Annotated in this window: 21 protein-coding genes; all 21 read right to left on the minus strand. The window is 45.1% G+C overall.

The features are described 5' to 3' along the window. Nucleotides 1-48: 48 nt before the first annotated feature. A complete protein-coding gene (locus CGZ90_RS02565) occupies nt 49-258 on the minus strand; it encodes a YlzJ-like family protein (RefSeq protein ID WP_240515328.1) in 210 nt (69 codons plus the stop codon). Continuing rightward, nucleotides 258-1,022 (minus strand): ClpP family protease, encoded by a 765-nt coding sequence (locus CGZ90_RS02570; RefSeq protein WP_094251761.1) that lies wholly within the window; start codon nt 1,020-1,022, stop codon nt 258-260. Before CGZ90_RS02570 ends, CGZ90_RS02565 begins: the two co-directional genes overlap by 1 nt. A gap of 134 nt (nt 1,023-1,156) precedes the next feature. Continuing rightward, the gene (locus tag CGZ90_RS02575) at nt 1,157-2,824 is read right to left on the minus strand and encodes a ribonuclease J (RefSeq protein ID WP_094250764.1); all 1,668 of its coding nucleotides are present in this window, start codon (nt 2,822-2,824) and stop codon (nt 1,157-1,159) included. Nucleotides 2,825-3,050: 226 nt separating this feature from the next. Continuing rightward, nucleotides 3,051-3,923, minus strand: coding sequence for a 4-hydroxy-tetrahydrodipicolinate synthase (dapA, locus tag CGZ90_RS02580; protein ID WP_094250765.1), 873 nt, complete (start codon nt 3,921-3,923; stop codon nt 3,051-3,053). A gap of 15 nt (nt 3,924-3,938) precedes the next feature. Next, a complete protein-coding gene (dapG, locus tag CGZ90_RS02585) occupies nt 3,939-5,201 on the minus strand; it encodes an aspartate kinase (protein WP_094250766.1) in 1,263 nt (420 codons plus the stop codon). 24 nt (nt 5,202-5,225) lie between these two features. After that, nucleotides 5,226-6,269 (minus strand): aspartate-semialdehyde dehydrogenase, encoded by a 1,044-nt coding sequence (gene asd, locus CGZ90_RS02590; protein WP_094250767.1) that lies wholly within the window; start codon nt 6,267-6,269, stop codon nt 5,226-5,228. Nucleotides 6,270-6,415: 146 nt separating this feature from the next. Continuing rightward, entirely contained in the window at nt 6,416-7,003 is a 588-nt protein-coding gene (locus tag CGZ90_RS02595) for a dipicolinate synthase subunit B (protein WP_094250768.1), read from the minus strand. Nucleotides 7,004-7,009: 6 nt separating this feature from the next. Then, complete coding sequence (dpaA, locus tag CGZ90_RS02600) at nt 7,010-7,903, minus strand: dipicolinic acid synthetase subunit A (RefSeq protein ID WP_094250769.1); 894 nt, start codon at nt 7,901-7,903, stop codon at nt 7,010-7,012. A 770-nt stretch (nt 7,904-8,673) separates the two neighbouring features. Further along, the gene (locus CGZ90_RS02605) at nt 8,674-9,915 is read right to left on the minus strand and encodes a M16 family metallopeptidase (protein WP_094250770.1); all 1,242 of its coding nucleotides are present in this window, start codon (nt 9,913-9,915) and stop codon (nt 8,674-8,676) included. A gap of 86 nt (nt 9,916-10,001) precedes the next feature. Further along, entirely contained in the window at nt 10,002-10,982 is a 981-nt protein-coding gene (locus CGZ90_RS02610; RefSeq protein ID WP_094250771.1) for a polysaccharide deacetylase family protein, read from the minus strand. Between the two features lie 159 nt (nt 10,983-11,141). After that, the gene (locus tag CGZ90_RS02615; RefSeq protein WP_094250772.1) at nt 11,142-13,253 is read right to left on the minus strand and encodes a polyribonucleotide nucleotidyltransferase; all 2,112 of its coding nucleotides are present in this window, start codon (nt 13,251-13,253) and stop codon (nt 11,142-11,144) included. Between the two features lie 229 nt (nt 13,254-13,482). Then, complete coding sequence (rpsO, locus tag CGZ90_RS02620) at nt 13,483-13,752, minus strand: 30S ribosomal protein S15 (RefSeq protein WP_094250773.1); 270 nt, start codon at nt 13,750-13,752, stop codon at nt 13,483-13,485. A 133-nt stretch (nt 13,753-13,885) separates the two neighbouring features. Next, entirely contained in the window at nt 13,886-14,827 is a 942-nt protein-coding gene (gene ribF, locus CGZ90_RS02625) for a riboflavin biosynthesis protein RibF (RefSeq protein ID WP_094250774.1), read from the minus strand. Between the two features lie 24 nt (nt 14,828-14,851). Continuing rightward, complete coding sequence (truB, locus tag CGZ90_RS02630) at nt 14,852-15,766, minus strand: tRNA pseudouridine(55) synthase TruB (protein ID WP_094250775.1); 915 nt, start codon at nt 15,764-15,766, stop codon at nt 14,852-14,854. Nucleotides 15,767-15,823: 57 nt separating this feature from the next. Next, nucleotides 15,824-16,195, minus strand: a complete 372-nt coding sequence (gene rbfA / locus CGZ90_RS02635; protein WP_094250776.1) for a 30S ribosome-binding factor RbfA — start codon at nt 16,193-16,195, stop codon at nt 15,824-15,826. A 35-nt stretch (nt 16,196-16,230) separates the two neighbouring features. Then, the gene (locus CGZ90_RS02640) at nt 16,231-16,509 is read right to left on the minus strand and encodes a DUF503 domain-containing protein (protein WP_094250777.1); all 279 of its coding nucleotides are present in this window, start codon (nt 16,507-16,509) and stop codon (nt 16,231-16,233) included. A 3-nt stretch (nt 16,510-16,512) separates the two neighbouring features. Then, a complete protein-coding gene (infB, locus tag CGZ90_RS02645) occupies nt 16,513-18,873 on the minus strand; it encodes a translation initiation factor IF-2 (protein WP_094250778.1) in 2,361 nt (786 codons plus the stop codon). Between the two features lie 15 nt (nt 18,874-18,888). After that, nucleotides 18,889-19,194 (minus strand): YlxQ family RNA-binding protein, encoded by a 306-nt coding sequence (locus tag CGZ90_RS02650; RefSeq protein ID WP_094250779.1) that lies wholly within the window; start codon nt 19,192-19,194, stop codon nt 18,889-18,891. Continuing rightward, the gene (rnpM, locus tag CGZ90_RS02655) at nt 19,191-19,457 is read right to left on the minus strand and encodes an RNase P modulator RnpM (RefSeq protein ID WP_094250780.1); all 267 of its coding nucleotides are present in this window, start codon (nt 19,455-19,457) and stop codon (nt 19,191-19,193) included. The genes CGZ90_RS02650 and rnpM overlap by 4 nt, the downstream gene beginning before the upstream one ends. Nucleotides 19,458-19,476: 19 nt before the next feature. Continuing rightward, the gene (nusA, locus tag CGZ90_RS02660) at nt 19,477-20,574 is read right to left on the minus strand and encodes a transcription termination factor NusA (RefSeq protein WP_094250781.1); all 1,098 of its coding nucleotides are present in this window, start codon (nt 20,572-20,574) and stop codon (nt 19,477-19,479) included. Nucleotides 20,575-20,594: 20 nt separating this feature from the next. Beyond that, entirely contained in the window at nt 20,595-21,065 is a 471-nt protein-coding gene (gene rimP, locus CGZ90_RS02665) for a ribosome maturation factor RimP (protein ID WP_094250782.1), read from the minus strand. Nucleotides 21,066-21,092: the final 27 nt, after the last annotated feature.

Consider the following 21,092-nt stretch of genomic DNA (forward strand, 5'->3'; position numbering starts at 1 on the left):
CAAATGAAGCTTGATTAAGTATATCATAATAAAACTGCCTGCCGGCCATCACTCTTTTATTACTGTTCCCGGCTGGCAATCTTCCATTAAAAAATGTGAAGGATCGGTGCTCATCACACGGATGATCCGGTAAGAAGAGTTTTCATCTCTTTCTGCCAGCACAGGAATGCCATTATATAGAATAACATTCTGCGTTATCGGGCTGATTCCTTCTGGTTCTGGAAACATCAGCTCTTTCGGCATCATCGTATACCACATTATTGGATCACTTCCTTGCTTTCATCATCTCTATGCTGTTCGATTAAGCTGTTCAACTTTTTTAACGCTTGTCCGACCCCGCCGACCTCATCGATCAGTCCATATGCGACCGCATCTTTGCCGATGACATTCGTTCCGATATCCCTGGTCAGATTGCCTTTGGAAAACATCAGCTCTTTAAATTTCTCTTCTGTAATCCCAGAATGTGCGATCACAAAATTTATGACCCTCTCTTGCATCTTATCAAGATATTCAAACGTCTGCGGAACACCGATCACAAGCCCTGTCAGTCTAACTGGGTGGATCGTCATCGTTGCTGTTTGTGCGATATAAGAATAGTCTGCAGACACAGCGATTGGAACGCCGATGGAATGTCCCCCACCTAAGACAAGAGATACTGTTGGTTTTGATAATGAGGCAATCATTTCGGATATTGCGAGTCCTGCTTCCACATCACCGCCGACCGTGTTAAGGATGATAAGCACTCCTTCAATTTTCGGATTTTGTTCTATGGCGACTAGCTGCGGAATCAGATGTTCATATTTAGTTGTCTTGTTGTTAGGCGGAAGCTGAACATGCCCTTCAATCTGTCCTACAATCGTCAAACAGTGAATACTTGATCCTTCCATCTGCGGAACATTTGTCTGTCCAAGAGTCTGAATTTTACTTAACAGGCTGCTTTGTTCAGATTCGTCTTTCTTTTCTGGACCCTCAGGCTTCGGCTCTTGAGGTACGTTTGGCTGTTCATCGTTAAAATTAGGCATATCTGGCATGTTGATTTTCCCCTCTGCTCATTTTCTTATAGTATGAGCCCGTGAGGACCGCCGCATACACAGAAGCTTTATTGTACAAAAGCCGCAGCAGAATAAAAAAATCCGCTATAAGCGGATTTTTCACTTTAGATTTCCATGATGATCGGCATGATCATAGGACGTCTTCTTGTTTTATCAAAGAGGAAATGAGCAAGAGAATCTCGAATGTTCGACTTAAGAGACGACCACTCCTTCACTTTCTCAGCCATGCATTTATCAAGAACCTGCTTGACGAGCTCGTTGGCTTGCTGCAGGAGAGCTTCGCTTTCTCTGACATATACGAATCCTCTGGAGATAATTTCAGGACCAGAAATGATTTGATGTGTGGCTTTGCTGATCGTCACTACCACGACCATGATACCGTCCTGTGAAAGCAGTTTGCGGTCTCGAAGAACGATGTTCCCGATGTCGCCTACACCCTTACCATCTACAAGGATGTTGCCAGACGGCACCTTGCCCTGCTTTCTGCCTTCACCCCCGGCAAATTCTATAACTTCGCCTTTATCCACGATAAAAATATTTTCTGCCGCGACGCCAGTCTGAACGGCCAGTTTTTGGTGAGCCTTCTGCATGCGGTACTCACCATGTACAGGCATAAAATATTTCGGCTTCATAAGAGTCAGCATCAGCTTGAGCTCTTCCTGGCTTCCATGGCCGGACACATGAACTTTTTTCTGGCCGAAAATCACGTCAGCACCTGTTCTCATAAGCTTATCTACAATACGTGCTACAGCAGTCTCGTTGCCTGGGATAGGTGTTGCGGCGATGATGACCGTGTCACTCTGGCGCAGCGTGATCTGGCGGTGCATCCCGTTTGCCATGCGCGAAAGGGCTGCCATGGATTCGCCTTGACTGCCTGTTGTTAAAATCGCCACCCGGTCTTCACGGTAATCGTTAATTGAATCTACAGGAATTATCAAGTCTTTTTCCATCGTCAAATAGCCGAGCTGAGTAGCGATATCCACTACTTTTACCATGCTTCTTCCTGAAACGGCGATCTTGCGGTTCGTCTTTGCTGCTGCATCAAGTACCTGCTGAACGCGGTGCACGTTTGATGCGAAAGAAGCAATAATGATGCGGCCCTTTGCGTTGCGGAACGCTTCGACTATTTCCTTGCCGACTGTTTCTTCAGAGCCCGTTGCACCAGGCCTTTCAGCGTTCGTGCTGTCTGAAAGGAGACAGAGCACTCCTTTTTCAGCAAGAGCACTGATCTTGTGGAACTCAGTATGCTTTCCGTCGATTGGAGTATGATCAATCTTAAAATCTCCCGTATTCACGATGATTCCCTGTGACGTGTGAATCGCTATACCTACTGAATCGGGGATGCTGTGATTGGTTCCAAAAAACGTGACTTTAGCGCTTTCAAACTCCGCGACAGTATTCGAGTCAATGAGTTCTAAAGAAGAAGAACCAAGGATGCCTGCTTCTTTTAGTTTCGCCTCAACGAGTCCAAGTGTCAGTCTCGTTCCAAAAACTTTAACAGGTACCTGCTTCAGTATGTACGGGAGGCCTCCAATATGGTCTTCGTGGGCATGAGTAAGAAAAATCCCTTTTACACGGTCGAGGTTTTCAGAAAGATAACTGACATCGGGAATAACGATATCAATCCCGAGCATGTCCTCCTGCGGAAACATTAGACCTGCATCCATTACAAAAATTTCTTCCCCAGTGTCAACTACATACATGTTTTTGCCGATTTCGCCTACACCGCCCAAGGCGAATACTTTAATTTTCTCTTTATTCTGTTTTGACAATTTGTATAATCCTCCTATGCTGTATAAAAAAATGAAACCCGCTCACGTCACTTGCTCCTATTATATCCCACAATGAAAACCGAAAACAAGAAAAGAAGATTTATTTTGTTTAAGAATTCCCAAACTTTTTCATTAAAAGCACAGGCTAAAGTACAGAATATCCTGGCAAAAATCAAAAAAGCTGTCCAAACGGGTCATGTTAGATGACCGTTTGGACAGCTTTTGCTTAAACGATATTCTGCAGTACGGCAGATAGTGATTTTCTTTCGTTTTCGTCTAGAGGCAATAGAGGCAGTCTTACTCCTCCGACGTCAAGTCCTTTAAGCTGAAGAGCCGTTTTAACCGGCGCCGGGCTTGGTGCTTTAAACATCTCGTTCATGACTGGAAGAAGACGGCGGTGAAGAGAAGCCGCATCCTTTACATTCCCTGCCTTAAACAGCGAGATCATCTCCTGCATCTCATTGCCGATCACATGGGAAGCAACTGATACAATTCCTGATGCTCCAATGGCAAGAGACGGCAGTGTCAGGCTGTCATCTCCGCAGTACAAAAGAAAGTCTTCTCGTGTCTCTTCAATGACAGCTGCCATGTTATCAAGGTTTCCTCCTGCATCCTTCAGTGCCGTAATGTTCGGAATGTCGGCCAGCCTTTTCACAGTATCAACTGAAAAAGAGACGACCGTACGCCCAGGAACGTTATAAGCCATTACCGGAATAGAAACAGACTCCGCTATCGCTTTATAATGGGCGACGATTCCAGCCTGGCTTGGCTTATTATAATAAGGGGCTACGATCATGATCGCATCTGCACCTTCAGCTTCAGCCTTTTTTGAAAGCTCGATCGATGCTCTCGTGTTATTGCTGCCTGTTCCAGCAATAACAGGAGCCTTTCCGTCAACTGTCTTAACGACATGACGCAGCAAGGCGATCTTTTCTTCATTCGTCAACGTCGGCGATTCACCTGTCGTACCAGCTACAACAAGGCTGTCACTGCCGTTATTGAGAAGATGGCGGATCAGTTTAGTTGTCCTGTTCAGGTCAATGTTTCCTTTACTATCGAACGGAGTGACCATCGCAGTACTGATATTGCCAAAATTCATTTATCAACACTCCCCTTAATGCTCTTTAAAATGCTGTTCTACTATTTTATATAAACCTTCATTGTATTCCTGGTCAAGACGGAATGTATGGTGCAGAGCATTTACAGCTTCTACTAGATTCTCTCTTTTCACAAGCACCCAGATAGTCGTGTGTGAGTCTGCAGACTGAAGGATCGGAATGTTCCTTGACGATAGAGCTTCCACGATGGCTGCTGTAACACCCGGTGTTCCGGCAATTCCTGCGCCAACAGCAGAAACCTTCGCACAGTCCCTCGTAACATGCGGTTCATATCCTAAAGACCGGAGTTTTTCGACCGCTTTATCTGTCATTTCCTCCATCACAGTATAGACCACGCCCATCGGACTGATGTTGATAAAATCAACCGATATTAATTCCTGTGCCATCGCCTTAAACACATGCGTCTGAAGGTCGTACTGCCCGTCTTTTGCAAGCACTTTAATCTGAGTGATGTTAGACACATGTGCGATACCGGTTATGACAGAGTCCTGAACATCCTTTCCAGGACCGCCCTTTGTCATAGAAGTGACGAGCGTTCCGGGCATATCAGAATAAGTAGAACGGATGCGCAGAGGGATTTTCGCCTGCATCGCGATTTCCACTGCACGTGGATGGATCACCTTAGCTCCCTGATAAGCCATATTACAGATCTCATTGTACGTGACAATAGAAAGGGGCCGGGCGTCTTTCACGATCCTTGGATCTGCTGTCATCACGCCCTCAACATCAGTAAAAATGTCAATCCATTCCGCGTTAAGCGCGGCACCGAGAGCACTTGCCGATGTATCGCTCCCGCCTCTGCCAAGTGTGGTTACGTCACCGTTTTTAGCCTGACCTTGGAAACCTGCCACAACGACAACGTCATGAATGGAGAGCTCTTTTTTCAGTCTGTCACATTTCATATCAAGAATGCGGGAATTCCCGTGATCTTCATTTGTTCTAAAACCTGCCTGAGGACCAGTCAAAGCCGCTGCGGAGAGCCCGCTTTCGTTTAATAGACTTGAAAAAACGACTGAGGAAATAATTTCCCCGCACGAAAGCAGCAAATCGTATTCACGGCGGGATATGCGCGCAGCTCCGCCCGCTAAAGAAAGAAGCGTGTCAGTTGCGTACGGGTCCCCGCTCCTGCCCATGGCAGATACTACACAAACGACTTTGTACCCTTCTTTAACTGCTTTTTTAATATGGCCGAGTGCTTTTTCTCTTCCTGCTTCTTCTTTTAAGGAAGTGCCGCCGAACTTTTGCACCACGATTTTCATTTTGGTTACACCTTCTTTTTGGTTTTAAAGCAATCCTAGTTTCAGAAGACTTTCTGCGATCTGCACTGAATTCCAAGCCGCACCTTTAAGCAGGTTATCGGAAACAATCCACATGTGGAACGCTTTGTCGCTGTCTGGGTCTTTACGGATACGGCCGACAAAAACATCCGGCAATCCGACTGAAGCAGCCGGCATCGGATAAATCTGTTCTTCAGGGCTGTCCTGAAGCGTTATACCTTCAGCAGCTGATAATATATCTCTTATTTCTTGAACGGACGCGCCAGCTTTTTCAAATTCAGCGTACAATGACTCGGAATGGCCCGTTACAACTGGAAGACGTACGCATGTTGCTGAAATATGAAGGTCTTCCAAATGCATGATTTTTTTTGTTTCATTCATCATTTTCATTTCTTCGTAAGTAAACCCGTTTTCTTGAAACAGGTCAATTTGCGGAATTGCGTTGAAAGCAATCTGATAGTGTTTCTTATCTGATCCGCATGGAAGGATTTCAGGAGTGAAGTCCTTGTCTTCAAGAATTGCTTTCGCCTGGCTCTTAAGCTCTTCTATTGCTTTAGCTCCTGCACCGGAAACTGCCTGATACGTAGATACAACTACCTTTTTCAGGCCGAGCTTTTCATGCAGCGGCTTAAGTGCAGCAACCATCTGGATGGTCGAGCAGTTAGGATTCGCGATAATGCCTTTATGGTTCAAAAGATCATTCTCGTTCACTTCCGGAACAACGAGAGGCACTTCAGGGTCCATGCGGAACGCACTTGTATTATCTACGACGATCGCACCGCGTTTTACCGCTTCGTGAGCCAGTGCTTTTGATACAGAGCCTCCAGCAGAGAACAATGCTAGGTGAACGCCTTCAAATGCAGCAGGAGTCGCCTCCTCCACGGTGTATGACTTGCCTTTAAATTCTATTACCTGGCCTGCTGAGCGTCTGCTCGCAAGAAGAGTGAGCTTTTCAAACGGGAATTTTTTTTGTTCTAGTGTGTTCAGCATCTGCTGTCCAACCGCACCAGTCGCTCCGACAACTGCGATATGCAATGGTTTGCTGCTCATTTTACAAAACTCCTTTTTTGTTCTGTTACGCTTGCCGCTTCTTTGCATAAAAATGCAGCAATAGGAGAAACAACATCTGTTTCTCCCCTTAACGTTAAACGTATTATATCTTATTTTATCATAAAAGTAAGTGCAATTTCTTTTCTTCAGCTGTACATTCTAAGGACCGGCTGCAGCTGCCTTTTCTCAAGGGCATGCTCTACCGCTTCTACAAGAAGGTCCATGTGGGCTACAAGAGAATTCTGCTTCTTTACGGGATCATCCTGGCCGAAAGGAATAAAATAAATATTCTTTGCGCCAAGCAGTTTCATAATATTCATCCCGTTAAGTCCAAGTCCATCGTTCGTACTTATTCCAAGCAGGATAGGGGATTGGTTCCTGAGTGTTGCTTTAGCTGCCATCAATACAGCGGAATCAGTCATCGCATTTGCCAGTTTTGAAATGCTGTTTCCTGTCAGAGGAGCGATAATCATACAGTCTAGCGGTGTTTTAGGGCCGAACGGTTCAGCTTTTACGATTGAGTCCACCACTTCTGTTCCGGTAATTTCTGTGATCTTGGCGAGCCAGTCAGTACCAGCCCCAAAGCGGGTTGTCGTGTTTTGTACTGTATGTGTGACAAATGGCGTCACTTTAGCTCCTAGTTCAACAAGCTTTTGAATCTGGGGTACGACCGCGTCATACGTGCAGTGGGATCCTGTCAGTCCAAAACCGATATGCTTTCCTTTCACATCCATTCAGATTTACCCCTTTCTGCTGTTTATGTCTTCAATTAACAATGAGGCCAGGACGTTCGCCACGATTTTCCCAGCTGTTTTTGGCGCAACAATGCCTGGCAGACCGGGTGCGAGCATCGCTTTAATCCCGCGCTTCTCTGCAAACCTAAAGTCAGTTCCTCCTGGCTTTGAAGCAAGGTCAACGATCAAAGCGTGTGAAGGCATTTTAGAAATAACATCTGAATTAACGATGCTCGTCGGGATTGTGTTGATGCATACGTCAACATTCCACACCTCATTTTTCAAAGAATCCAGGTGAAACGGTGTGAACCCCATCTCAGCTATTCTCGCTATATGTTCAGACCTGCGCGCTCCTACTTTAACGTTGGCTCCCAAAGCCTGAAATGAACGGGCGACAGTCATCCCCACCCTGCCAAATCCGAGTACGACCGTATTGGATTGATGGATGGTAATATCAGTATGCTGTATCACCATCATAATCGTTCCTTCAGCAGTAGGAATGCTGTTATAGATCGCAACATCATCACGCTCAAACAGCTTTGTCAATTTTCTTCCGCTATCCAGAGCAATTTTATTTAAGTAGGCATTGGAAATACCGGAATAAAGATGGCAGGTGGCAGGAGCTGCTTTAAGGTGTTCAGATGAAAGAACAATTTTTTTGTTCGAAAAAATAGTATCGACTTCTCCTTGAGGCCCTGTTCCGCTTACAGGCAGCACGATGGCGTCAACTAAGGAAAAGTCAACCTCCTCCAGCTCCATTTTCTTTGCTCCTGTGAATCCATGGTCGAGCTGGTCATATCCTACCAGTATTATGTTCGCATCCAGTTCTGTTAGTTTCCGGATCACTTCAAGCTGTCTCGCGTCTCCGCCAAGTATGGCGATATTTAAATCCGTTAACATGCTTACTCCCCTTCCTTTATATTCATTAACCAGGGGATTTCCATATTCGTTCACATCTTATGAGCGCCTTGCCCATTCGGTGACACCGTTTCCCCGCATATGACCGGCTTGTAATGTTACCCTTTAGTATATTCATCTCTATTCAGACGGTTTTGGGCAGCAGAAAAGTGCTGCGCCCATTTTTCACTAGGCTGTTTTCGTAGACGATTTTGTGATTAAAGAACTTAGGGAAGCTGTTGATCTCCATTTCAGGTGCACGCTTTCCGCGGGGCGTCCGGTGAGCCCCTTTACCGCTTTGCGTCCTAAAGTGTCTCACCTGACCGCTCGTCCCGCAGGACAAGGAAGGCTCCGGCAGCGATACATCGCACGAAGAAAATGTGAAGTTCATTTTCGAGGAGTCGGCACCTTACATTCCAATCAACTTTATCAAAGATGTATTCAAGAAGATTTAGCGAATGAATGAATGTTTCCGTTACACAAACTCGTCCTAAAAGTTGAAATATAATTACTCGTTGAAGCTTACATTCCACTTGCAAATCGATTGAACTTTCTTACAAAAAAATATTCAGTAGCAACAATGTTGTTAAAAAAAGGCTTTCATTTAACAAGGAATCTTATATAAAAATTGCCTGCTGCTGTCCTGCGGCTTTTAATAGGCATCACTTTATTACTTAATCCATCCACAGAGAAGTTTATCAGAGCTATTGCAAAAAAAGCCGTTGCTTCCGATTTTAACCGGAAGCAACGGCTTTCATATGCGAAAGTTATATTTATTGCTGAAGACCTTTTGGAAGATTGCCTGTCGGACTGACAAGTGATGCAGAGCTTTCGCCTCCAAAAATGTCCTGTACGAGGGAATTGACCGAATCTTTTGTGACACTGTCGATCAAGTCTACCATCTCATCAAGTGACCTGTGGTAGTTGAGGATCAGCTCGTGCTTCCCGTTTCGGCTCATGCGGCTGTTCGTGCTCTCAAGGCTGAGCATGAGACTACCTTTAATCTGTTCTTTTGAGTTGACAAGTTCTTTTTCAGAGATGCCCTCAGATTTCAAATCATCCAATATATGCATGACTGTGTCATATAATTCATCAAGCTGATGAGGAGCTGTACCGCCATAAATCGTGAATAGTCCGTTATCTGTATAAGCTGAGTGATAAGAAAATACAGAATAGGCGAGTCCTCGCTGTTCCCTTATTTCCTGGAAGAGACGGCTAGACATGCTTGAGCCTAAAAGATTATTCAGAACGATAAGCGAAAAGCTTCTTTTATCTTTTAAGGACAGTCCTGGAAAACCGATACAAAGATGAGCTTGCTCTGTCTCTTTCTTGCGTGCAAGTTTCTGCGCAGAAAAAGCAGGTTTTTCGTACGTTAAAGCTGTTCCAGATGCTTTATATGTGCCAAAATAATCTTCAATCTTTCGGATAAAGCTCTCATCCACGTTGCCGGCGATAGACACGACAACATTGCCGGGAAAATAGTGTGTGTCCATATAATCACGGAGTGTCTGGCCGCTGAATGAATTCAGCGTTTCTTCTGTCCCTAGTATTGGAAGCCCCAGCGCATGCCGGCTGAAGCTCGCCTTGCTCAGCATATCATGGACAATATCATCAGGCGCATCCTCATACATTTTGATTTCTTCAAGCACTACGTTTTTTTCTTTTGCCAGTTCACCTTCATCAAATTCGGAATTAAAAAACATATCCGAAAGCACATCAAGTGCATGCTGCGCATGTGTATCGAGAACTTTCGCGTAATAGCAAGTATATTCCTTTGACGTAAAGGCGTTTACCTGGCCGCCAATGCTGTCGAACGATTCAGCAATTTCTCTGGCAGTCCGATTTTTTGTCCCTTTAAAAAACATGTGTTCCAAAAAGTGAGATACACCGTTTTGCTCGGCTGTCTCAAAACGGGATCCAGTCCCTATCCAAATTCCGATGGCAACGGAACGTACCGTTGGTATTTTCTCCAAAACGATGCGCACGCCATTCGGACAAGTATGTCTGACTATCAACTTGTTTCCCCCTAGCTGTCATATGGTTAAGCACAATTTTCTCATAGGAACAATATACCATTAAGTATATTGGCATACAACTTATGTTAATGCTTCTTCTGGCGCGATGGGAGAATTCTTTCCTCGTCAAGCAGCTCAGATACCGTTCCGATGCTGTACCCTTTTTGTTTGATTCCTTTGATCAAAAATTCTAGTCCTTCTGCTGTAGGACTTGTTGGATGCATGAGGATCATCGCTCCGGGGTGGACCTTTGCGAGGACTCGGTCAACCATATCCGATGTATTCGGATTTCGCCAATCTACTGTATCCACAGACCATAATATCGTTTTCATATCCATCTCATCCGCAATCTGAACAACGTCATTGCGGAAGCTTCCGCTCGGGGGAGCGAACCATTTTGGTGTCTCATCAATTGTTGCCTTGATCACTTCGTTCGTGTTCTTCAGTTCTTCTGTAATCCTTGCATTCGTTAATTTTTTTAAATCTGGATGAGTATATGCATGGTTGCCGATTTCATGCCCTTCCTCGCTGATCATTTTAGCAAGTGTCGGATTCTTCTTCACCCACGTTCCGTCCAGGAAGAAGGTCGAGTGAACACCATGTTTTTTCATCGTGCTCAAAATGACTGGCAGATGCTCGTTTCCCCATGCGACATTAACCAGCAGTGTGACCATCGGCTTTTCGGGATTTCCTTTATAAATGGGCGCAGCCGGAAGGTCATCAAGATGTATGGAAGGCTTTATCTGCTTGAACACAAGTTTTTTCTCGTCAAATCTATTTTCTTTTTTCATGTTTTTTAATGACTGTTCCATGTTTACGACAATTCCGTTATATCCAGGAATCGCTTTCCAGACAGGGTTAATTTCCGCGTTTACTGGCGGAGAATTGTATTCTTTCGCTTTTTCTTTGATCTGCTGAAACAAAGAATTAGAGTTGAGCTGAGAAACGGATGTTGTATGAGCTTTTATATGTTCAATATACGTATTTGTAAACGGATTATGGACTGTTAGTGCAGCAGCACCGGCGATCAGTGAGGATGCTAATAGTTGAAAAGTCTTTCTTTTCATAGTCTTCCCTCCCTGTAAAAGGGTATGTCCATTATGGACAGGTTAGAACCTTGGCAAAGAAAAGTAAAGCTCACTAGAGGTGCTCGTGCAATCAACCAAAAAAACCAGAAGTGCATGCGCACTTCTGGTTTTTTTGGTTGATTATTCAAAGGCAAAGGATTAAGCCTTTTGCTCTTCCTGTTCCTTTTTCTGTTCCTTCAGCACCACTTTGCGTGACAGATTGACACGTCCCTGGTTGTCGATTTCTGTGACCTTGACCATGATTTCATCGCCAAGCTTCACAACGTCCTCGACTTTGCCGATTCTTTCTTCAGCCAGTTCAGAAATATGAACGAGCCCGTCTTTTCCGCTGAACAATTCAACAAATGCGCCAAACTTTTCAATGCGTTTAACTTTTCCTACATAGTACTCGCCGACCTGTACTTCTCTTACGATGTCTTCGATGATTTTCTTCGCTTTCTGATTCATCTCTTCATTGGTAGAAGCGATAAAGACCGAACCATCCTGTTCGATATCAATCTTAACGCCAGTCTCTTCAATGATTTTATTGATGATCTTCCCGCTCGGTCCGATAACATCGCGGATCTTGTCAGGATTGATCTTCATGCTGATAATCTTAGGCGCAAATTGTGAAAGCGTTCCGCGCGGCTTGTCGATAGTAGACGTCATTGAATTAAGGATATGCATTCTTCCTTCTTTCGCCTGAGTCAGCGCTTCTTCAAGAATCTCACGCGTGATGCCGGAAATTTTTATATCCATCTGCAATGCTGTTACGCCTTTATCCGTTCCAGCAACCTTAAAGTCCATATCCCCAAGGTGGTCTTCCATACCTTGAATGTCAGTCAGTACGGTTACATCTTCACCGTCAGAAACGAGTCCCATAGCAATACCGGCTACTGGTGCTTTTATCGGCACACCTGCATCCATGAGAGCAAGGATGCTCGCGCATATGCTCGCCTGTGAAGTCGATCCGTTGGATTCGAGCACTTCAGATACAAGACGGATCGTATACGGAAATTCTTCTTCGTTCGGGATGACGGCTTCGATTGCTCTTTCGCCTAAAGCACCATGCCCGATTTCACGTCGGCCAGGGCCGCGCATGAAGCCTGTCTCACCGACTGAAAACGGCGGGAAGTTGTACTGATGCATAAAGCGTTTCGATTCTTCTACTCCAAGTCCGTCTAGAACCTGAACGTCGCCTAGCGCTCCTAGCGTACAGATGCTTAGTGCCTGAGTCTGTCCGCGTGTAAACAAACCAGATCCGTGCGTTCTGGCAAGAATGCCCACTTGTGAAGACAATGGGCGGATTTCATTGATTTTGCGTCCATCCGGTCTAACCTTGTCTTTTAAGATCAGGCGGCGAACTTCTTCTTTAATGAGCTTCTGCAGAATTTCTTTAACCTTAGGAATCTTTTCTTCGTCTTCCTCATAGCGGGAGACAAGGCTTTCTTTCACCTCATCAAGCGCAGCCTGGCGGGCATGCTTTTCTACCACTTTTACTGCTTCTTTCACATCGTTTTCCGAGAATCCGCGAACTTCTTCTACAAGGTCTGCATCAAGCTCGTACAGCTGTACAGCCATCTTTTCTTTACCGACTTCAGCAACAATCTGCTCTTGGAAAGCGATCAGCTTTTTGATCTCTTCGTGGCCGAACATAATTGCTTCAAGCATGATTTCTTCAGGAACTTCTAGTGCTCCCGCTTCTACCATGTTGATCGCATGTTTTGTTCCTGCAACAACAAGCTGGATGTCGCTTTTTTCGTTCTGTTCGATCGTCGGATTAACGATGAACTCTCCGTCGATGCGGCCGATAGTTACTCCAGCGATAGGCCCGTCGAAAGGAATATCCGAAATGGATAATGCCAAAGAAGATCCGATCATCGCTGCCATCTCAGATGAGCAGTTCTGATCTACACTCATTACAGTGCTTACAACTTGTACCTCGTTACGGAATCCGTCAGCGAACAGCGGACGGATCGGGCGGTCGATCAGGCGGCTAGCAAGAATTGCTTTCTCGCTCGGGCGTCCTTCTCTTTTAATAAATCCGCCAGGTATTTTCCCTACTGCATATAGTCTTTCTTCATAGTTAATCGTAAGCGGGAAAAAGCTTAGATTTTTTGGTTCCTTTGACGCAACGGCAGCAGACAAGACTGCTGTGTCACCGTATCTGACAAATACTGCTCCGTTCGCCTGCTTTGCAAGCTCGCCGATTTCAAACGTCAGCGTTCTGCCTGCCCAGTCCATTGAAAAAATTCTTTTTTCTTGTTCCATCTTTTCAGGTACTCCTCTCAAAACTGAACAAATCCATTAATTTATTCTTCTATTATATCCTACCGTTATCCTTCCTAAAAAGAAAAACTAGAAAGAAATTACTCCCTAATGCTATCAATCATTCAGACAGCCTGCAACTTTCCTTGAGCGGGAGTCCCGGGTGTATGTATGTCCATACGTTTTTTATCCATTAAAAAAAGCGGGATAAAATCCCGCTTTTTCATTAGAATTAACGACGTAATCCCAATTTGCCGATAAGTTCACGGTAACGAGTAATATCCTTGTTTCGAAGGTATGTTAACAAGTTACGGCGCTTACCAACCATTTTCAAAAGACCACGGCGTGAGTGGTGATCCTTTTTGTGCGTACGCAAATGTCCGTTAAGCTGATTGATTGATTCAGTAAGGATAGCGATTTGAACTTCTGGAGAACCAGTGTCCGTATCATGTGTCTTGTACTCAGCAATCAAATCATTCTTGCGCTCTTGAGTGATAGCCATCCTTTTCACCTCCTTTATTATTAGCCCCTTCTACTGAGCATGCGTCGGTGAAATCGCGATGCCAAGCAGAGGTTTTTGTACTTTTAATTAGTACATGTAATAGAATAGCCTTTTTCGCAGAAAAAAGCAAGCGTTATTGCAGCTGATTTATAATGGCCGATGCTCTTTCCTTGTCTTCCTCCAGCTGGCGGACAAGCTCTTGAACCGAAGCGAATTTCACTTCACTTCTTATTCTTTGAATCCAATGTATCTTCAGCGTTTCGCCATAAATACTTTTTGAAAAATCGAATAGATGGACTTCAAGGTTGGGTTTTTCAGCTGTTTTTTGGAAAGTCGGCTTAAAACCAATATTCGCCATAGCGCTGTACTTCTTACCTTCATACTCAGCCAGTACAGCATAGACTCCAACCCCAGGCAAAGTATAGCTCCCGGTATCAAGGTTCGCCGTTGGGAAGCCGATCGTCCTGCCCCTTTGGTCTCCTGGTATTACCCGTCCTTCAACCGTGTATAAGCGGCCGAAATATTCTTTCAGCTTCGCTACGCTGCCTTCCTGAAGCGTTCGGCGAATCAGCGTAGAGCTGACCTTGATTCCATCTCTTTCCACTTTGCCGATCACAGTCAGACCAAAGCAGCTGTCCGATGAAAACTGCAGCGTGTCTGTATTGCCTGCACCTAGCTTGCCGTAAGTAAAGTCAAAGCCTGTTACAACGTGTACAGCATGAAGCTCTTTAACATATTGGTCAAGAAAATCCTGCGGCGGCAACGAGGCAAATGCATGATCAAACGTAACTAAATAAAACCTGTCGATACCGAGCTGTTTCAATACTTTCTTTTTTTCCTCAAGCGGCGTCAAATACGTCCAATGGACATTGTTCTTCCCCAGAACGACCGATGGATGTGGATGAAAGCTCATGACCGCTGACATAACTCCGAGTTCATCAGCCGTCTGTTTTGCTGTTGTGATCACTTTTTGATGTCCGATATGAATGCCGTCAAAATAACCAAGTGCGAGCACACATGGCGGCAATTGTTCTTTTTTAAAATCATGAGGATGCGATAAAATGATGGTTTCCAAAGCAGCACACCTACTATTTTTTCGTTATTGTTGCGCGATGACTTTTTCCGGTTTAATCAGACCAGGCTTCGACGGATGGTCCTCATAAACGGCAAGACATTTTCCTTCTCCATTATAAACGGCTGCCCTCGATTGTTCCATTTCTTTTGGTTTTGACAATACCGCACCGTTCATGATCCGCTGAGCCGTCTGTTCATCTGCGTTCCAGCTTTCAAAATGGGCAATCCCTTTTTCAAGAGGGAGCAGGAGGAATGAAGCCGTTTCGTTTTGTACGGTTGCTTCAATCTCCTCGAATGTCACGCAATCTGCTTCTGTAAAAGGCCCGGAAGCAGTCCTGCGAAGCTTAGACATATGCGCCGGACTTGAAAGCATTTCTCCGATCATAACTGCCAGCGTTCTTATATACGTTCCTTTTCCGCACTTCACTCGAATACGGAACGATGGAAACGGTCCTTCAAACAGCTTGTCTTCTGACAAAAGTTCAATTTCATGAATCTCAACCATGCGTTTCGGACGTTCGACTTCTATGCCTTGCCGCGCATATTCGTAAAGTTTTTTGCCGTTGACTTTTACAGCTGAATACATAGGCGGAACCTGCTCGATTGTACCTGTGAGCTTAGTGAGAACACTTAGCAGACTTTCCCTCTCGAGCGGCATGTTCCATTCTGCTTGAGCAACTGCAGCACCGTGTGCATCTTCCGTTTCTGTCGAGAGACCAAGGGTCACTTCTGCCACATATTCCTTGCCGTAATCGGACATATATTCGGCAATTTTCGTTGCCCTGCCTAAGCAGATCGGCAGTACACCCGTAACTTCAGGATCCAATGTTCCTGTATGTCCTACTTTTTTTGTTTTGTACAGTTTTCTTAATTTTGCGACACAGTCATGTGACGTCATTCCGGCTGGTTTATCCAGTGCTAAAATTCCTTCTGCCTTCATTCGATTCACCTGCTTTTTTCTCCAATTGAAGAAAGGATAGACATGCTGCCTATCCTCTTATTCTTCGCTGTTATTCTCTTTTTCTTCTTCCCGTTTGATGACGGTCAAAAGTGACTCAATTTTATTACCGTAGTCTATGGACTCATCGATCTTAAAGAAGATGTCCGGCGTTTTGCGCATGCGGATCCTTCTTCCGATTTCTGTCCTGATAAAACCTGTTGCTTTCGCAAGACTTTTCAGCGTCTCTGCGCGCTGGTCTTCATCTCCAAATACAGAAATGTAAACCGTTGCCTGCTGAAGATCGCCTGTAACGTCAACAGCCGTCACCGTAACAAAGCCGACACGTGGATCCTTCAGCTTCCTGCCGATAATGTCTGTCAGTTCTTTCTTCATTTGTTCCCCTACACGGTTAGAACGGATCGTACCCATTTATGTCACCCCGAATCTTACTTGAAGCTTTATTTCTACAGCCATTCGATGGTTGTTCCGGTCACTTCCAGTTCGGGAATACTCATCACAAACGCGACTGCTCTTTGTAGCTCTTGTTCTGCTTTTATTTTGTCCGAAGAGATTGTAACTAATCCAATCTGCGATCTTTGCCATAGATCCTGATAATCGAGCTCAGCAGCAGCTATGTTAAACTGCTGTCTGAGCCTCGTTACCACTCTTTTGATCACCGATCTTTTTTGCTTTAAAGAATGGGCTTCATATATATGGCATTCGATGATCACCGAATGAATCATTTTTTATTTACGCTCGATTTCTTCCATGATATAGGCTTCGATCACGTCGCCTTCTTTCAGGTCGTTAAACTTCTCAAGCGTGATTCCGCACTCATAGCCTTGTGCCACTTCTTTCGCGTCATCTTTAAAGCGTTTAAGTGCATCGATCTTGCCTTCATAAATAACGATTCCGTCACGAATGAGGCGGACCGTTGAGTCACGCGTTACTTTTCCGTCAGTAACGTAACAGCCGGCGATCGTCCCAACTTTGGATACCTTGAATGTAGTTCGTACATCTACCTGGCCGATGACTTTTTCCTGGAATACAGGATCAAGCATACCTTTCATGGCAGATTCGATTTCTTCAATCACGTTATAGATGATGCGGTGAAGTCTAACATCTACTTTCTCTACCTCGGCAGTACGTTTAGCGTTGTTGTCAGGTCGGACGTTAAATCCGATCATGATAGCGTTTGACGCTGATGCCAGGATGATGTCAGATTCTGTGATCGCTCCTACACCTGTGTGGATGATTTTAACTTTCACACCGGAAACATCAATCTTGTTCAATGAGCCGGCTAGGGCTTCAACAGAACCTTGAACGTCTCCTTTAATGATAACGTTGATCTCTTTAATATCGCCTTCCTGAATCTGGCTGAAGAGATCATCAAGGTTTAATTTAGAAGATTCTTTTCTCATCGCTTCCTGATGTTTGTTGAAACGCGCTTCACCGACTTGGCGTGCTTTCTTCTCATCCGTGAAGACCATGAACTGATCTCCTGCTTGAGGTACATCGTTCAATCCTGTGATCTCTACTGGAGTTGAAGGGCCTGCTGTTTTCACGCGGCGGCCAAGATCGTTAACCATTGCTCGAACGCGGCCGAAAGTATGACCGACAACGATGGAGTCGCCGACATTCAATGTGCCGTTCTGCACGAGCAGTGTCGCAACTGGGCCTCTGCCTTTATCCAGCTGAGCTTCGATTACGGAACCTGCCGCAGAGCGGTTAGGGTTAGCTTTCAGTTCTTCTACCTCGGAAACGAGCTGGATCATCTCAAGAAGATCATCAATTCCCTCGCCTTTAAGCGCCGATACGTTAACAAAGATCGTGTCCCCGCCCCATGCTTCGGATACAAGGCCATGCTCTGTAAGCTCCTGCATAACGCGGTCAGGATTTGCAGCTTCTTTATCCATTTTGTTAACAGCAACGATGATTGGCACTTCAGCTGCTTTTGCATGGTTGATCGCCTCAACAGTCTGAGGCATAACACCGTCATCCGCTGCAACAACAAGAATGGTGATATCTGTTACTTGTGCTCCGCGTGCACGCATTGTTGTAAATGCAGCGTGGCCCGGAGTATCAAGGAATGAAATCTTTTTCCCGTTGTACTCGATCTGGTAGGCACCGATATGCTGTGTGATGCCGCCGGCTTCTCCTGCTGTAACTTTTGTATTCCGGATGGAGTCCAACAGCGTCGTTTTACCATGGTCAACGTGTCCCATGATCGTAACGACAGGAGGTCGTACTTGAAGATCTTTTTCTTCATCTTCCACTTCGTATGTCTCAAACACAGTCTCGTCAACAAGAATTTCTTCTTCGACTTCTACACCGTATTCTGCTGCGACTAGCTCGATCGTGTCTTTATCAAGCTCTTGGTTGATTGTAGCCATGATTCCTAAAGACATAAGCTTTTTAATGATTTCAGAAGTTTCTTTTCTTAATTTTCTCGCCAGTTCACCGACTTGAAGTGTGTCAATGAACGTGATTTTAGAAGGAGTCGTAGCTACCTGCTTAGGTGCTGGCGGCTGATTGCTGTTCCCTCTATTTCTGTTACGGTTGCCGCCGCGGTTATTTCCGCGGTTCTGGTTGTTTCCTCCGCGGTTTTGCCCGCCGAATCCGCCTCCGCGGCTGTTGCGGTTATTGCTGTTATTGTTATTATTGCTGCTGTTATTGTTATTATTGCTGTTCTGTCCGCCGCTGCTCTGGCCACCGCGGTTCTGAGTGCCTCCGCGGCTGTTCTGTCCGCCAGATTGGCTGCGGCTGCTGTTTTGACCAGCTGGGCTTTTTGCGCTGCTGCTGCGGTTCTGCGGTCCTGCTGGCTTGCTTCCGCTGTTCTGACTTCGATTTTGGTTTTGGTTTTGAGTTGGTTCGTCTTTTTTAATTTTCATTGTATTTTCTTTTTTACGTTCCTTCGTGTTGGTTTTGTCCACTTGGCCTGCCGGCTGCTTTGGGCTGAACGCTTCGTTCAGCTTCTTTATAGCGTCTTCATCAATCATGGACATATGATTGGAGACGTCAACATTCATTTTTTTCAGTTTATCGATGATATCCTTGCTTTGAACATTTTTCTCTTTGGCATATTCATATACACGTTTTTTACTCATCTGTTCACCCCCGAGTTAATGATCAAGGAGTTCTTTCAGTTTACGAGAGAAACCTTGATCGCTGACAGCAACGACGACACGCTGCTCTTTTCCGATGGCATTCCCTAAAGTATTCCGGTCCGGTATCCATTGCCATTCGACTTGATAAAACTTGCATTTATCTGTCACTTTTTTTTTCGTGTTTTCTGATGCGTCTTCAGACAGGAGAACAAGTTTTGCTGTGTTTTTCTGGATGGCCTTAACGACGAGTTCTTCACCTGAAATGATCTTTCCTGCCCGGTTTGCCAAACCTAAGAGGTTCTCCCACTTTTTGGCCGTCACAGTTGATTTGCCCCTTTTAGCAGCTCCTCATAAATATCAGGGGAGACTTGCGATTTCAAATGATGTCCGAGCGTGTTTTTCTTTTTTGCCAGTTCAATGCAATCTGCCTTATGACAGAGATAAGCCCCTCTTCCAGACTTTTTCCCTGTAATGTCGATCGATAATTCACCTTCAGGAGAGCGGACGATACGGACTAGCTCTTTTTTTTGTTTCATTTCCTGGCATGCGACACATTTTCTCATCGGTATTTTCCGTGTTTTCATCGTCTCACTCCTTTATCGATTATTCTTCTTCTGTATCGTCGCCTACGAAACGTTCTTCATCTGAAGGCGTGTAGACTCCTGCTTCTACAGCCTCTGATTCACTTTTAATATCAATCTTCCAGCCTGTCAGCTTTGCCGCAAGACGCGCGTTCTGTCCGCGTTTGCCGATTGCCAAAGAAAGCTGATAGTCAGGCACAATGACTGTTGTCATTTTTTCCTCTTCGTTAACTTGGACTTCAAGAACTTTGGCAGGACTAAGGGCATTTGCAACATAGATTACCGGATCTTCAGACCAGCGCACGATATCGATTTTTTCACCATTCAGTTCGTTAACGATTGTCTGGACACGCGCGCCTTTTTGGCCTACGCAGGAACCGACAGGATCAATTTCAGAATTTTGAGCATGAACAGCGATCTTGGAACGGTCACCCGCTTCACGAGCGATGCTTTTAACTTCAACAGTGCCGTCATAAATCTCAGGCACCTCAAGTTCAAACAGGCGCTTCAAAAGACCAGGGTGTGTACGGGAAACAAGGATTTGCGGCCCTTTTGTCGTCTTTTCGACTTTAGTTATATATACTTTTATTCTATCGTTTGTACGGTAAGTTTCGCCCGCCATCTGCTCAGCAGCTGGAAGCAATGCCTCCACTCGACCAAGGCTGACATAGATGTAGCGAGGATCCTGGCGCTGCACAAGGCCTGTAATAATATCTTCCTCGCGGTCAATAAATTCTGAGAAGATGATTCCGCGCTCTGCCTCACGCACACGCTGTGTAACCACTTGCTTAGCCGTCTGTGCGGCAATGCGGCCGAATTCCCTTGGCGTAACCTCGAGCTCGAGAACATCCTCTAGCTCATAGCCAGGGTTAATTGCCTGAGCTTCTGAAAGAGAGATTTCTTCTCTTGGATTCTCCACTTCTTCTACGATGTTTTTGCGCGCAAAAACACGGATGCTTCCCGTTTCTCTGTTAAAATCTACTCTAACGTTCTGCGCTTGATGAAAGTTTCGTTTGTATGCAGAAATCAGTGCTGCTTCAATCGCATCAATCAATATTTCCTTGCTGATTCCTTTTTCTTTCTCTAAAAGCGTTAACGCATCCAATAACTCGGTACTCATTTTTCTGCTCCCCTCTTCAATTAAAAAACAACAGCAAGCCGTGCGCTGGCCACTTTGCTGTAAGGAAATTCAACTTTTCTAACCGCTGTTTTCACCTTGATCTCCAGTGTAACGGTTTCACCATCAAAATCTTTTAACAATCCTTCAAACGCTTTTTCACCGTTAATCGCTTCATAAAGTTTCATATGAACGTTTTTCCCGATCGCCTTCTTGACGTCTTCCGGTTTTTTAAGCGGACGCTCTACACCTGGTGAAGAAACCTCAAGAAAATAAGGCTGTTCAATTGGATCGATTTCATCGAGCTTCTCGCTCAGCTTTTCGCTGACAAGCCCGCATTCATCAATATCCACGCCTTTTTCACTGTCAATAAACACACGAAGGAACCAATTCTTCCCCTCTTTTGCAAATTCAACATCGACGAGTTCAAGACCCGCTTCGGCAACAATGGGCGTAACCAATTCAGCAGTTAATTCTGTGATTTTCTGGCTCATTTGCTGCCCTCCTTCCGCACAATAATC

This window comes from Fictibacillus aquaticus (assembly GCF_002245695.1).
GTDB lineage: Bacteria > Bacillota > Bacilli > Bacillales > Fictibacillaceae > Fictibacillus > Fictibacillus aquaticus.

What these genes read in the sequence shown, in the direction of transcription:
- rbfA (WP_094250776.1), bottom strand. Translation starts at nt 16,195, where the DNA reads ATGGGTACGATCCGTTCTAACCGTGTAGGGGAACAAATGAAGAAAGAA.
- CGZ90_RS02595 (WP_094250768.1), bottom strand. Translation starts at nt 7,003, where the DNA reads ATGGATGTGAAAGGAAAGCATATCGGTTTTGGACTGACAGGATCCCAC.
- CGZ90_RS02610 (WP_094250771.1), bottom strand. Translation starts at nt 10,982, where the DNA reads ATGAAAAGAAAGACTTTTCAACTATTAGCATCCTCACTGATCGCCGGT.
- CGZ90_RS02570 (WP_094251761.1), bottom strand. Translation starts at nt 1,022, where the DNA reads ATGCCTAATTTTAACGATGAACAGCCAAACGTACCTCAAGAGCCGAAG.
- CGZ90_RS02640 (WP_094250777.1), bottom strand. Translation starts at nt 16,509, where the DNA reads ATGATTCATTCGGTGATCATCGAATGCCATATATATGAAGCCCATTCT.
- nusA (WP_094250781.1), bottom strand. Translation starts at nt 20,574, where the DNA reads ATGAGTACCGAGTTATTGGATGCGTTAACGCTTTTAGAGAAAGAAAAA.
- infB (WP_094250778.1), bottom strand. Translation starts at nt 18,873, where the DNA reads ATGAGTAAAAAACGTGTATATGAATATGCCAAAGAGAAAAATGTTCAA.
- asd (WP_094250767.1), bottom strand. Translation starts at nt 6,269, where the DNA reads ATGAGCAGCAAACCATTGCATATCGCAGTTGTCGGAGCGACTGGTGCG.
- rpsO (WP_094250773.1), bottom strand. Translation starts at nt 13,752, where the DNA reads ATGGCTATCACTCAAGAGCGCAAGAATGATTTGATTGCTGAGTACAAG.
- dpaA (WP_094250769.1), bottom strand. Translation starts at nt 7,903, where the DNA reads ATGTTAACGGATTTAAATATCGCCATACTTGGCGGAGACGCGAGACAG.
- truB (WP_094250775.1), bottom strand. Translation starts at nt 15,766, where the DNA reads ATGAAGGCAGAAGGAATTTTAGCACTGGATAAACCAGCCGGAATGACG.
- rimP (WP_094250782.1), bottom strand. Translation starts at nt 21,065, where the DNA reads ATGAGCCAGAAAATCACAGAATTAACTGCTGAATTGGTTACGCCCATT.
- CGZ90_RS02565 (WP_240515328.1), bottom strand. Translation starts at nt 258, where the DNA reads ATGTGGTATACGATGATGCCGAAAGAGCTGATGTTTCCAGAACCAGAA.
- rnpM (WP_094250780.1), bottom strand. Translation starts at nt 19,457, where the DNA reads ATGAAAACACGGAAAATACCGATGAGAAAATGTGTCGCATGCCAGGAA.
- CGZ90_RS02615 (WP_094250772.1), bottom strand. Translation starts at nt 13,253, where the DNA reads ATGGAACAAGAAAAAAGAATTTTTTCAATGGACTGGGCAGGCAGAACG.
- dapA (WP_094250765.1), bottom strand. Translation starts at nt 3,923, where the DNA reads ATGAATTTTGGCAATATCAGTACTGCGATGGTCACTCCGTTCGATAGT.
- dapG (WP_094250766.1), bottom strand. Translation starts at nt 5,201, where the DNA reads ATGAAAATCGTGGTGCAAAAGTTCGGCGGCACTTCCTTAAAAGAAGAA.